General features: G+C 63.9%; 13 protein-coding genes. 9 read left to right on the forward strand and 4 right to left on the reverse strand.

The window, feature by feature from the left end; all coding sequences use genetic code 11:
* The first annotated feature begins 45 nt into the window (after positions 1-45).
* Entirely contained in the window at positions 46-1,989 is a 1,944-nt protein-coding gene (locus tag MRBLPB4O_RS00730; protein ID WP_341797258.1) for an FTR1 family protein, read from the forward strand.
* Between the two features lie 134 nt (positions 1,990-2,123).
* Here the strand turns inward: MRBLPB4O_RS00730 and MRBLPB4O_RS00735 are convergent, their stop codons facing one another.
* Complete coding sequence (locus MRBLPB4O_RS00735; protein WP_016484337.1) at positions 2,124-2,369, reverse strand: TIGR02647 family protein; 246 nt, start codon at positions 2,367-2,369, stop codon at positions 2,124-2,126.
* Positions 2,370-2,438: 69 nt separating this feature from the next.
* Complete coding sequence (locus tag MRBLPB4O_RS00740) at positions 2,439-2,738, reverse strand: hypothetical protein (RefSeq protein ID WP_258654554.1); 300 nt, start codon at positions 2,736-2,738, stop codon at positions 2,439-2,441.
* Positions 2,739-2,885: 147 nt separating this feature from the next.
* On the opposite strand from MRBLPB4O_RS00740, the gene MRBLPB4O_RS00745 reads away from it, so the two are divergent.
* Positions 2,886-3,548, forward strand: a complete 663-nt coding sequence (locus MRBLPB4O_RS00745) for a glutathione S-transferase (RefSeq protein WP_016484339.1) — start codon at positions 2,886-2,888, stop codon at positions 3,546-3,548.
* 138 nt (positions 3,549-3,686) lie between these two features.
* Here MRBLPB4O_RS00745 and argH read toward each other — a convergent pair whose 3' ends face one another.
* The gene (gene argH, locus MRBLPB4O_RS00750; RefSeq protein WP_341797259.1) at positions 3,687-5,081 is read right to left on the reverse strand and encodes an argininosuccinate lyase; all 1,395 of its coding nucleotides are present in this window, start codon (positions 5,079-5,081) and stop codon (positions 3,687-3,689) included.
* Positions 5,082-5,377: 296 nt separating this feature from the next.
* On the opposite strand from argH, the gene MRBLPB4O_RS00755 reads away from it, so the two are divergent.
* The 7 genes from MRBLPB4O_RS00755 to MRBLPB4O_RS00785 all read left to right on the forward strand — a co-directional run bounded on the left by MRBLPB4O_RS00755 (position 5,378) and on the right by MRBLPB4O_RS00785 (position 11,838).
* Complete coding sequence (locus MRBLPB4O_RS00755; RefSeq protein WP_341797260.1) at positions 5,378-6,121, forward strand: LytTR family DNA-binding domain-containing protein; 744 nt, start codon at positions 5,378-5,380, stop codon at positions 6,119-6,121.
* Between the two features lie 199 nt (positions 6,122-6,320).
* Positions 6,321-7,262 (forward strand): hydroxymethylbilane synthase, encoded by a 942-nt coding sequence (hemC, locus tag MRBLPB4O_RS00760; protein ID WP_341797261.1) that lies wholly within the window; start codon positions 6,321-6,323, stop codon positions 7,260-7,262.
* Positions 7,259-8,026 (forward strand): uroporphyrinogen-III synthase, encoded by a 768-nt coding sequence (locus MRBLPB4O_RS00765; protein WP_341797262.1) that lies wholly within the window; start codon positions 7,259-7,261, stop codon positions 8,024-8,026. The genes hemC and MRBLPB4O_RS00765 overlap by 4 nt, the downstream gene beginning before the upstream one ends.
* Before the next feature lie 45 nt (positions 8,027-8,071).
* Entirely contained in the window at positions 8,072-9,172 is a 1,101-nt protein-coding gene (locus MRBLPB4O_RS00770; protein WP_258654561.1) for a uroporphyrinogen-III C-methyltransferase, read from the forward strand.
* Positions 9,169-10,407 (forward strand): heme biosynthesis protein HemY, encoded by a 1,239-nt coding sequence (locus tag MRBLPB4O_RS00775; RefSeq protein WP_341797263.1) that lies wholly within the window; start codon positions 9,169-9,171, stop codon positions 10,405-10,407. Before MRBLPB4O_RS00770 ends, MRBLPB4O_RS00775 begins: the two co-directional genes overlap by 4 nt.
* Before the next feature lie 222 nt (positions 10,408-10,629).
* The gene (locus MRBLPB4O_RS00780) at positions 10,630-11,136 is read left to right on the forward strand and encodes a disulfide bond formation protein B (protein WP_341797264.1); all 507 of its coding nucleotides are present in this window, start codon (positions 10,630-10,632) and stop codon (positions 11,134-11,136) included.
* Between the two features lie 231 nt (positions 11,137-11,367).
* A complete protein-coding gene (locus tag MRBLPB4O_RS00785; protein WP_019471710.1) occupies positions 11,368-11,838 on the forward strand; it encodes an Rsd/AlgQ family anti-sigma factor in 471 nt (156 codons plus the stop codon).
* Positions 11,839-11,847: 9 nt separating this feature from the next.
* Here MRBLPB4O_RS00785 and MRBLPB4O_RS00790 read toward each other — a convergent pair whose 3' ends face one another.
* A complete protein-coding gene (locus tag MRBLPB4O_RS00790; RefSeq protein WP_341797265.1) occupies positions 11,848-12,486 on the reverse strand; it encodes an FKBP-type peptidyl-prolyl cis-trans isomerase in 639 nt (212 codons plus the stop codon).
* Between the last annotated feature and the right edge of the window lie 70 nt (positions 12,487-12,556).

The following is a 12,556-nucleotide window of genomic DNA, read 5'->3' on the forward strand; positions in this document are numbered from 1 at the left end:
GAAATCTGCGTGGCACCCTTGAGGGAAGCAAAGTGGGAGTGAACAATGTTCTCTTTCGCATTCCCTTCGAGACTGGCCATGAAAACCCGTTCACGTCTGCTTGCCTGGTTGCCGGCTTTATTACTCGGCCCAGTGCTGGCGCTGTGCAGCTCCCTGGCGCTGGCCGAGTCCCCCGCCGAGGCCGGCAAAGCCCTGCACCTGCTGGACTACATTGGCGCCGACTACCCGCCGACCGTACAAGACGGCAAGGTGATCGACGAGGGCGAATACCGCGAGCAACAGGAATTCAGCGCGGTATTGGCCGAGCTGGTCAAAGCCCTGCCCGCAAATACCGAGCAAGCCGCGCTGGAGCAGGGCGTCCAGGCGTTGCGCCAGGCCATCGATCAGCGCCAGGAGGGCACGGCTGTCGCCAGGCAGGCCCGCCAGCTGGGCGCGCGCCTGGCAGTGGCCTACGAGGTCAGCCAGGCCCCGGTGATTACCCCGGACCCGGCCCGCGGCGCTGCGCTGTACGCGCAAAACTGCTCGATCTGCCACGGCGACACCGGCGCGGGCGACGGCCCGGCTGGCGTGGGCCTGGAGCCTGCGCCCGCCAACCTGCGCGATGTTTCACGCCTGGACCAGTTGAGTCTGTTCGACCTCTACAACACCCTGGCCCTGGGTATCGACGGCACCGAGATGCCGTCCTTTGCCGACCAGCTGGATGACCGTCAGCGTTGGGATATAGCCGCCTATATCGCCAGCTTCACCGCCAAGCCGGAAGCCGGCAAAGGCGACAAGACCTGGAACATCGCCGACCTGGCTCGCCAGACCCCGGCCGAAGTCGCCGCCAACGAAGGCAGCGCGGTCGTGGAAGCGTTCCGTGCCCAGCGAGCCCAGCCGCCGCAAGTCAAGCGCGGCCCGGCGCAACTGCTCGAATACACCGCCAGCACGCTGGACAAAAGCTTGGCCGCCTACCGCGCAGGTGACCACGACCAGGCCTATGACCTGTCGGTAGCGGCCTATCTGGAAGGCTTCGAGCTGGTGGAAAGCTCGCTGGACAACATCGACACCCAGGCGCGCAAGGACACCGAAAGATCCCTGATGGCCTACCGTCAGTCCCTGCAGGATGGCCTGCCCGTGGCCCAGGCCGAGCAGCGTCTGGCTGAGGCAAAAGGCAAGCTCGACCAGGCCGCCAAGCTGTTGGGCAGCGACGGCCTGAGCTGGTCGCTGAGTTATATCTCCGGTTTGCTGATCCTGCTGCGCGAAGGCCTGGAGGCGATTCTGGTGCTGGCCGCGATCCTGGCCTTCCTGCGTAACACCGGGCAGCAGTCGGCGGTACGCAGCGTCAACATCGGGTGGGGGCTGGCGCTGGTCGCCGGGTTCGCCACCTGGGCGGTGGCGGCCTATGTGATCGATGTGGGCGGCGCCCAGCGCGAACTGCTGGAAGGCTGCACGGCGCTGTTCGCCGCGGTGATGGTGCTATGGCTCGGTGTATGGATGCATGACCGCCGCCACGCTGCCGCCTGGAAGGACTACATCAAAAGCAGCCTGGTCAGCGGCGGCGGGCGCTTTGGCTTTGCCATGCTGGCGTTTTTCTCGGTGTACCGCGAACTGTTCGAAGTGATCCTGTTCTACGAAACCCTGTGGTTGCAGGCAGGCCCTGCCGGGCACCAGGCGGTGCTGGCGGGTGGCGCCACGGCGCTGGTGCTGCTGGTGGGCCTGGCCTGGGTGATTTTGCGCGGTTCTGCCAAGCTGCCGCTGACGCTGTTCTTCAGCATCAACGCCGCACTGCTGTGCGCGCTGTCGGTGGTGTTTGCCGGGCATGGTGTGAAGGCGCTGCAAGAAGCCGGGGTGCTGGGCACACGGCCGGTGGCGTTCTTCGAGTTCGATTGGCTGGGCATTCACGCTGATGCCTACTCGCTGTCGGCACAGGCGGTGGCCTTGCTGGCCATTGTGTTCCTGTATGGGCGCTCGTGGCTGGTGGAAAAGCGCAGGGCAACGGCCAACTGACCGGGGGCCGCGCTGCGGCCCATCGCCGGCAAGCCAGCTCCCACCCCGACCGCATCAGTTTCAAGCCATGTGCAATACCTGTGGGAGCTGGCTTGCCGGCGATGGGCTGCATGGCAGCCCCTTGTAATCTCGGTTCAGGCCGGCTGTGGCGCCTTGAGGATGTTCTGCAGCAGCTGGACACTGTCAACGGCGTCATGACCCAGGCTGGTCAGGTAGCCGCCATCGGGTTGATCGGTCAGTCCCTTCTCATGCAGGCGTTGCGCAGCGGCGACCAGGGCAGGGGCGGCGTTGCTGTTTATCTTGATGCCTTCCTGGCTGCTGTCGTGTTTGAACAGCGCGAGTACTTCCAGTTCAGCGATCAGATCGGGGGTAAAAGACATGGCGACTCCTGACTTCCAGACAAGGATGGCGGCACCGCTTACGGTGCCTGACCTTCGAGTGTAGTCGGGTTATTCGTCCTCGCCTTGATCCATCTCAGGGGGCAGCTCCGGCAGCGCCCGCAAGGCGTTCTCGTACCACTCGCCGTCGAACGCGCGGTCTTCCACCAGCATGTTGTCGATTTCGAAGGCCAGCACATGGGCCATCAGGTTGAGGATGTCCTCGCGCTCGTAACCGACCAGGGTCAGCTTGTTGAAGGTGGCCTTGGCCGCAGGCGGTTCGCCGCTTTCAATCTGGTTTTCGATGGCCTGGGTCAGTGTCGCCTCGGCGAAGGCTTCGTCGTCATTGTCGATGTCGGTGGGCTCGCTCATGGCGGTACTCCTGTGATGGGATGCACAGTGTGCCACGCCCGTGGCGGCAATGCCCGGGCATTGACGGGGTGCATGACGCTGGTCAGGGGCGGGCTTAGAGTCTATAAAAGCCGGGCCAACCCCTTACGGCCTGGAGGCTGTTACCTCATGCTCAAGCTTCATGGATTCTCGGTCAGCAACTACTACAACATGGTCAAGCTGGCCCTGCTGGAAAAAGGCCTGCCCTTCGAAGAAGTCACCTTCTATGGCGGCCAGGCGCCACAGGCGCTGGAAGTGAGCCCGCGGGGCAAGGTGCCGGTGCTGCAGACCGAGCACGGCTTCCTCAGCGAAACCAGTGTAATCCTCGACTACATCGAGCAGACCCAAGGCGGCAAGGCACTGCTGCCGGCCGACCCGTTCGGGCAGGCCAAGGTGCGTGAGCTGCTCAAGGAAATCGAGCTGTACATCGAGCTGCCGGCGCGTACTTGCTATGCCGAGTCGTTCTTCGGCATGTCGGTTGAGCCATTGGTCAAAGAGAAAGCGCGGGCCGATTTGCTGGCCGGCTTTGCCACCCTCAAGCGCAACGGTCGCTTTGCACCCTATGTTGCGGGCGAGCAGCTGACGCTGGCAGACCTGATGTTCTGCTTCTCGGTCGACCTGGCTTATGCCGTGGGCAAGAAAGTGCTGAACATCGACTTTTTGGCCGACTTCCCGCAGGCCAAGGCGTTGCTGCAGCTGATGGGCGAGAACCCGCACATGGCGCGGATCGTGGCGGACAAGGAAGCGTCGATGCCGGCCTTCATGGAGATGATTCGCAGCGGTAAACGCTAACCGGAGCTAGCGCTGAACCTGTAGGAGCAGCCTTGTGCTGCGAAGAGGCCGGTGCAAACACCTTCTATCCATGGTGTTTGCACCGGCCTCTTCGCAGCACAAGGCTGCTCCTACAAAAAGCAGGGCAGCGAGGCTGGCTTAACGCGAAGCCAGCAGGGCCTTGCCACGAACAACGGCAGCGCGTACCTGCGCCGGTGCCGTACCACCAATGTGGTCACGGGCATTCACCGAGCCTTCCAGGGTCAGCACGGCAAACACGTCCTGCTCGATCTGGTCGCTGAACTGGCGCAGTTCGTCCAGGCTCATCTCGGCCAGGTCCTTGCCGGTGTCCACGCCGTACTTCACAGCGTGGCCAACGATTTCGTGGCAGTCACGGAACGGCAGGCCACGGCGTACCAGGTAGTCGGCCAGGTCGGTGGCGGTGGAGAAACCGCGCAGGGCCGCTTCACGCATGATGGCGTGCTTTGGCTTGATCGCCGGGATCATGTCGGCAAAGGCACGCAGCGAGTCGCGCAGGGTGTCGGCAGCGTCGAACAGCGGCTCCTTGTCTTCCTGGTTGTCCTTGTTGTAGGCCAGCGGTTGGCCTTTCATCAGGGTCAGCAGGCCGGTGAGGGCGCCGAACACGCGGCCGCTCTTGCCACGTACCAGCTCTGGCACGTCCGGGTTCTTTTTCTGCGGCATGATCGAGCTGCCGGTGCAGAAGCGGTCCGGCAGGTCGATGAACTGGAACTGCGCGCTGGTCCACAGCACCAGCTCTTCCGAGAAGCGCGACAGGTGCATCATCGCCACGCTGGCAGCGGCGCAGAATTCGATGGCGAAGTCACGGTCCGACACGCCGTCCAGCGAGTTGCCGGCCACAGCTTCGAAGCCCAGCAGCTTGCAGGTCAGCTCGCGGTCGATCGGGTAGGTGGTGCCCGCCAGCGCGGCGCTGCCCAGGGGCATGCGGTTGGTGCGCTTGCGGCAGTCGACCAGGCGCTCGTAGTCGCGGCTGAGCATTTCGAACCAGGCCAGCAGGTGGTGGCCGAAGGTGACCGGCTGGGCCGTCTGCAGGTGGGTGAAACCGGGCATGATGGTTTCGGCTTCACGCTCGGCCTGCTCCAGCAGGCCCTGCTGCAGGCGGGTGATTTCGGCCAGGATCAGGTCGATTTCGTCGCGCAGCCACAGGCGGATATCGGTGGCCACCTGGTCGTTGCGGCTGCGGCCGGTGTGCAGCTTCTTGCCGGTGATGCCGATGCGGTCGGTCAGGCGTGCTTCGATGTTCATGTGCACGTCTTCGAGGTCGACGCGCCAGTCGAAGTTGCCGGCTTCGATTTCGTCCTGGATGGTCTTCAGGCCATCGATGATGGTGTCGCGCTCGGCATCGCTGAGCACGCCGACCTGCGCCAGCATGGTGGCATGGGCGATCGAACCCATGATGTCGTGGCGGTACAGGCGCTTGTCGAAATCGACCGAGGCGGTGAAACGGGCGACGAAGGCGTCGACGGGCTCACTGAAGCGGCCGCCCCAGGACTGATTGGTCTTGTCGGTGCTCATGGATTCACTCATTGCAGGCGTGAACGAAAAAGTGGCGCCGATAATAGCAGGGTTGGGCTGGCTGCCGCAGGGCGCCGGTCGAGAGAAATGCCCGGAAAATGGCAGAGAAGGATTTTAAGGAATGAACGGCAGTGTTCCACGGACCGTCTACAGTTGGACAAAGGACTGGCGGTGAATCTGCCGTCCGAGTGAATCTTTGGCCATCGCACCGGTCTAGAGCGTGACCGCAGTGTCGCTCGAACTACACCTGTCTACGCTATACCTGTGCGAGACTCATTCAGGAATCCAGCGCAATTATGAATGTCCTGATCGTTGATGACGAACCCCAAGGCCGTGAACGCCTCAGCCGGCTACTCGGCGAACTGGAGGGTTATACCGTGCTGGAGCCTAGCGCCACCAACGGCGAGGAGGCCCTTGCGCTGATCGAAAGCCTCAAGCCCGATGTGGTCCTGCTGGACATCGGCATGCCAGGCCTGGATGGCCTGCAGGTAGCCGCTCGCCTGTGCGAACGCGAGGCGCCGCCGGCGGTGGTGTTTTGCACCGGGGATGACGAATACGGTGCCGAGGCATTCAAGGAAAGTACCCTCAGCCATGTGACCAAGCCGTTCCAGGCCCAGGCGTTGCGCGATGCCTTGCGCAAGGCCGAAAAACCCAACCGCGCCCAGTTGGCGGCGCTTACCCGGCCGGCCAATGAAGGTGGCGGCCCACGTAGCCACATCAGTGCCCGCACGCGTAAAGGCATCGAGCTGATTCCTTTGCCCCAGGTGATCTATTTCATTGCCGACCACAAATACGTCACCTTGCGTCACGAGGCCGGGGAAGTGCTGCTCGACGAGCCGCTCAAAGCCCTGGAGGATGAATTTGGCGAACGCTTCGTGCGTATTCACCGCAATGCGCTGGTTGCCCGCGAGCGCATCGAACGCTTGCAGCGTACCCCGCTGGGGCACTTTCAGCTGTACCTGAAAGGCCTGGACGGTGATGCCCTGACAGTCAGCCGCCGGCATGTTGCCGGCGTGCGCAAGATGATGCAGACCCTCTGATACGGCGCCCGCATGGCAAGGGCTGCGCCCTTGTTCGCGGCTAAAGCCGCTCCCACAGGTGGATCATTGGCCTGTAGAGCGGCAGCTCACCCTGTGGGAGCGGCTTTAGCCGCGAAGAGGCCCTCAGGTGATCCACATCTGCAAGCGATAAAGGAGATGCTGTTATCATCGGCGGCATTTCTCTGGATCGGGGCGTTCCATGTCCACTCGCGAAATCCGCATTGCCACCCGTAAAAGTGCCTTGGCCTTGTGGCAGGCCGAATACGTCAAAGCCCGCCTCGAGCAGGTCCACCCTGGTCTGCTGGTGACCCTGGTGCCCATGGTCAGCCGGGGTGACAAGCTGCTCGACGCGCCGCTGGCAAAAATCGGCGGCAAGGGCCTGTTCGTCAAAGAGCTGGAAACCGCCCTGCTGGACAACGAAGCCGACATCGCCGTGCATTCGATGAAAGACGTGCCCATGGACTTCCCCGAAGGCCTGGGCCTGTACTGCATCTGCGAGCGTGAAGACCCGCGTGATGCCTTCGTTTCCAATACCTTTGACAGCCTTGAAGCGCTGCCTGCCGGCAGCATCGTCGGCACTTCCAGCCTGCGCCGTCAGGCCCAGTTGCTGGCGCGCCGCCCGGACCTGCAAATCCGCTTCCTGCGGGGCAACGTCAATACGCGCCTGGCCAAGCTGGATGCCGGCGAGTACGACGCCATCATCCTCGCCGCCGCCGGCCTGATCCGCCTCGGCTTTGAAGACCGCATCACCGCCACCATCAGCGTCGATGACAGCCTGCCTGCTGGCGGCCAGGGTGCGGTGGGCATCGAGTGCCGCAGTGCCGACCTCGAGATCCACGCACTCCTGGCGCCGCTGCACCATGCCGACACCGCCGACCGGGTAGTGGCCGAACGCGCCCTGAACAAACACCTGAATGGCGGCTGCCAGGTGCCGATCGCCTGCTACGCGGTGCTCGAAGGTGACCAGCTTTGGCTGCGTGGCCTGGTTGGCCAGCCGAGCGGGGGTACCCTGCTGGTGGCCGAAGCCCGTGCCCCGCGCGCTGCTGCCGAGACCTTGGGCGTACAGGTGGCCGAAGACCTGCTGGGCCAAGGTGCCGAGGCCATCCTCAAGGAAGTCTACGGCGAGGCCGGCCACCCGTGAGCCAATGGCGCCTGCTGCTGACCCGGCCTGCCGAGGACTGTGCGGCGCTGGCGCAAAGCCTGGCGGCAGCGGGGGTGGGCAGCAGCTGCCTGCCGCTGCTGGCGATAGAGCCCGTCACCGTGGAGCCCCGGCAACGTCTGCTGCTGGAAGGCCTGCATGGCTTCCAGGCGATCATCGTGGTCAGCAAGCCGGCTGCCAGGCTGTTGCTTGAGCAGCTGGCCGAAGCCGGCATGCAGCCGCCACGGCAAGGCTGGTTCACCGTGGGTGAGGCAACCGCTGCAGTGCTGCAGGGCGCCGGGCTGGAGGTAAACACTCCGCCGCGTGGCGATGACAGCGAAGCCTTGCTGGCGTTACCGGCCCTGCTTCAGGCCGTTGCCGTGCCTGCAGCGCGTGTCCTGGTCGTGCGCGGCGTCGGAGGTCGCGAACTGCTGGCAGAGCGTCTTGCAGAGCAAGGTGCTAGTGTCGAATATCTGGAACTGTATCGTCGCTGCCTGCCGGATTACCCGGCGGGCACCCTGAAGCGCCGCATCGAAGCGGAACGCCTCAATGGCCTGGTGGTCAGCAGTGGGCAGGGTTTTGAACATCTGCAGCAGCTGGCCGGTGCGGATTGGCCGCAGCTGGCACGCCTGCCGCTGTTCGTGCCCAGCCCACGGGTTGCCGAACAGGCCCGGGCCGCCGGGGCCCAACAGGTTGTGGATTGCCGTGGCGCCAGTGCCACGGCCTTGCTGGTAGCCGTGCAGCGCAGCGCTGCACCTGCCTCTTAAGGCGCTAAGCTGAACGCGATGCGCCCCCATGCAAAGGATGGATACGTGAGCGAGACTGTCTTGTCCAATAATGATCAGCCGTCGGCACAGGCGCCGGCGGAACCCGTCACCGCCCCACCTGCCAAGCGCTCCGGCAGTGGCCTGGCAGCGCTGGCCTTGCTGCTGGGTGCGGCCGGGGTGGCAGTAGGTGGCTGGGGTGTCTGGCAGGTACGTCAACTGCAAGGCAGCGAGTTCAACCAGGGCCAGCACATCGAGGCGCTCACCCAGCGCGCCGAAGCCCTGCAGCAGCGCGAACAGCAGATCAGCGCGCAACTGGCCAGCCTGCCGGCGGCCAGCGAGCTGGAAGACCGCCGGCGCCTGGTGGCGCAATTGCAGGGCGACCAGCAGCGTCTCAGCCAGCGCCTGGAAACCGTGCTAGGCGAAAGCCGCAAAGAGTGGCGCCTGGCTGAAGCCGAGCACCTGCTACGCCTGGCTACCCTGCGCCTGTCGGCCTTGCAGGACATCACCAGCGCCAAGGCCCTGGTCGAGGGCGCCGACGAGATCCTGCGCGAGCAGAGCGACCCAGGCGCATTCGCCGCCCGCGAGCAGCTGGCGCGCAGCCTGGCCACCCTCGGCAGCACCCAGCAACCGGACCGTACCGGCCTGTTCCTGAAACTGGCCGCACAGCGTGAGCTGGTACAGCAACTGAGCGCGCAGTCGCCCGAGTTCGACAGCAATGCCGATGCGCTGGGTGCCCTGACCGCCGACGGCGATGGTGCCAGCCGGCTGTCGCAGTGGTGGGCAGAAATCTCCAAGTACTTCCAGATCGACTTCAACGCGGATGAAAACGTGCGGCCGCTGCTGGCCGGGCAGCAACTGAACCAGCTGCGCCTGGCCCTGAGCCTGACCATCGAGCAGGCCCAGTGGGCGGCGCTCAATGGTGACGCCAAGGTCTACACCCAGGCGCTGGACGACGCCCGCAGCGTGTTGTTGGCCAACTTCAACGCCGACAACCCGCAAAGCAAGGCAATGCTTGAGAGCCTCAATGCCCTGGCCGATCAGCCGGTGTCGGTGGTTACCCCCGACCTAAGCGAAAGCCTGGCGGCCGTGCAGGCCTACATTCAGCGCCGTCACCTGCCGGCTGAGGCTGAAGGGGGCAAACCATGAAGCGTGTCTACCTGCTGGCCGTGCTGGCAATCGTGATTGCCGCGGCACTGGGTATTGCGGTCGCCAAGCACAGCGGTTACGTACTGCTTTCCTATGGAAGCTTCCGCTATCAATCGGGGCTGTGGGCGGCCCTGGCCGGGCTGCTGGCCGTGGTCGCTGTGTTGTGGCTGTTGCGTTACCTGGTCGGCCTGGTGCTGACCTCCAGCGGTGTGGTCAACCCGTGGTCGCGGCGTAATCGCAGCCGGCGCATCCGTCTGGCCATCGAACAGGGCCAGCTGGACCTTGCCGAGGGCCGCTGGGCCAGTGCTCAACGCCACCTGCACCGTGCCGCCGAGGCCGAGCGCCAGCCGCTGCTGTACTACCTCGGTGCCGCCCGTGCTGCCAACGAGCAGGGCCGCACCGAAGACAGCGACAACCTGCTGGAGCGCGCGCTGGAGCGTCAGCCGCAAGCAGAACTGGCCATCGCCCTGACCCATGCGCAGTTGCAGATGGACCGTGGTGAAAGTGACGGCGCCCTGGAAACCCTGCTGGCCATGCAGGAACGCCACCCGCACAACAGCCAGGTGCTGCGCCTGCTGCAGCGTCTGTACCTGGAGCGCGGTGACTGGTCGGCACTGATTCGCCTGCTGCCCGACCTGCGCAAGGGCAAGGTGCTGCCTGCCGCCGAGCTGGCCGCCCTGGAGCAACGCGCCTGGGGCCAGAACCTGAGCCTGGCCACCACCCGTGGCGAAGACGCGCAAAGCGCACGTCAGGCCCTGGAACGCGCCTGGCAGCAGCTGACCGCGGCCCAGCGCCAGGAGCCGCAACTGGTGCTGGCCTACGCTGAGCAATTGCGCCAGGTAGGTGCCCAGAACGAAGCCGAGCAGGTGTTGCGCACCGCCCTCAAGCGTGGATACGAAAGCCACCTGGCCCGCCTGTACGGCCTGGTGCGCGGTGATGACCCGGCGCGTCAGCTGCAAACCGCCGAAGGCTGGCTCAAGGATCACCCGCAAGACGCCAGCCTGTTACTGACCCTGGGCCGCCTGAGCCTGCAGAACCGGCTGTGGGGCAAAGCGCGGGACTACCTGGAAAGCAGCCTGCGCATGGAACGCAACCCCGAGGCCTGTGCCGAACTGGCTCGCCTGCTCGCTGGCCTGGGCGAGACCGAGCGCAGCAACCAGCTGTTCCAGGAGGGCCTTGGCCTGCTGGACGAGCGCCTGCTGGCGCTGCCCTTGCCAGAAGGCGTACGCGCCTGACCCACCCCAAAGCCCGCGCCAAGGTGCGGGCTTTGGGGTTGGGTAACTTTTCTACCGCTGCCAGTTAGATCTGCAGTGCAGTTCCTCAGCCGCCTCCTACCGTATCGCTTGAAATTTCCTACACCATTCAGCGACTTGTCGCTACTGTCGCGCCTTGATACAAAGCGCATCTTTCCTCTACCGTCTCACATCCCAACATCTTCCCCGGGACTTTCACCGCCCATGCTTCCGGCCCGTTTGCGCACCTTTTTCCTTCCTGCCTGCCTGGCCGCATTTGCGGTGCTGGTCGCGTCATACCACCTGGAAAACATACGGGGGTTGATGCCGTGCCCGTTGTGCTTCAGCCAGCGGCTGCTGCTAGCGGTGTACGCACTGCTGAGCCTGGCGGCGGTGCTGCAGGCACCAGGCACGCAGGGCACCCTCCATTACGCGCGGGCGACTCTGGGCTGCACGCTGGCTGGCGCGTTGCTGGCAGCACGGCATGTCTGGTTGCAGGGGGCCAGCGGTGCTATCCCTGTATGCCCGGTACCGATCGGGCGTGTGTTCGAGCAATCCTGGAGCGAGGCGGCGCGGCAATTGCTGCTCGGCGGCCCCGAATGCAGCTCGCTGACCTGGAGCTTTCTCGACCTGACGCTGCCTGAGTGGAGCCTGCTGGCCTTCCTGTTGCTGGCCGTGCCGCCCTTGAGTTGCCTGCTGGCGTATCGTTTCCGCACCCTGGCAAGAAGTTGACCTGGAACAAGGCTGGGCCACTAGCGCGACCAATGGCGTATTAACAGGGTATTAAACACTTGTATGAACTTTGTCCGCTGCGTACCTTGATGGGCAGCACGCGCGGGAATAATCTCCCAGCACGCATACCGAAAATACAACTGCTCGATGCCGTCCTGCTGATGTCACCTTTGTGCTGCGCGGTCGTGGTGCGAGGTGCAGCGGCATCTACCCAGAAGGGAAGAGATTGCCATGCTCGATAGTTGTCAGAATGCCCAGGAACGCTGGGGTGGGGTTCACGACCTGATCGACCGTTGGCTGAAGGCGCGCCAGGACCTGGTGCAGTCTTTCGGCGCACTGCGCGATTTGAAGCCAGCCTTCGCCGACAAGGACACCAACGGGGACTTTTGCGCGCTCCTGGTCGACTACGTTTCGGCGTGGCACTTCGAAGTTTGCGAGCAACTGGTCAGCGAGGCCAAAGCTTTCGGAGACGAGAAGGCGCTGAGGCTGGCCGAAGAAATCAACCCACGGATCAACGACAGTACCCAGATTGCACTGGCCTTCAATGACCAATGCACCAAGGGTGAGTGCAAGGACACCGAACGCTTTGCCGAAAAGCTAGGCAAGTTGGGCGGGCTGTTGCACGAGCGCTTCGAACTTGAAGACTGCCTGATCGAGGTGCTGCACAACGCACACAAGGAAGAGGGTGCGGTCCAGGCATGAGGGTTGGCGTCAGTCGCCAACCGCCAGCAATTCGATCTCGAACACCAAGGGTGTATAGGGTGCGATAAGGTCACCCGCGCCTTCGGCGCCATAAGCTTGCGCCGACGGAATTACCAGGCGCCATTTGGCCCCTGCGTGCATCCTTGGCAAGGCCACTTGCCACCCTTCGATTACCGAATCCAGGCTGAACCACTGGGGCGCCTGGTTCTGGTCGAACACCGAACCATCCGGCAGCCTGCCCACATAGCGTACCTGCACTTTGCCGCCAGCCTTGGGCTGCGCGCCTGTGCCTGGCTGCAGTTCACTGTAGAGCACACCTTCCGGTAGTTCGCGTACTCCATAACGGCCACGCTCGTTGGCCATGAAGCGTGTTTCGGCTGCCTGCAACTTCTGCGTGGCGGCGTCACCTTCCTGCGCTTCGTGTTGCTGGAGCACGGCCTGCATACGAGCCTTGTCGAGCTTCAAGGGTTGCCCCTGATAGGACTGCTTCAAGCCTTCGACCAGTGCGTCCAGTTGCAGGCCAGGCATATCCTGGCGCAGACGCTCACCCAGGCTGGCGCCCAGGCTGTAGGCGAGGTCATGGTCGTTGCTGTCGGCCATTGCAACTGGCACCAGCAGGCATAAACCTAATACAAGATATCGAGGCAATGCCCTGACTCCCAAATATCAGCAATGATTAATTCAGCAACTACACTTTCACGCAGCTGCAAGATAACAA

The sequence above is a fragment of the Pseudomonas sp. LPB4.O genome, assembly GCF_038383825.1.
Taxonomy (GTDB): Bacteria; Pseudomonadota; Gammaproteobacteria; order Pseudomonadales; family Pseudomonadaceae; genus Aquipseudomonas; species Aquipseudomonas putida.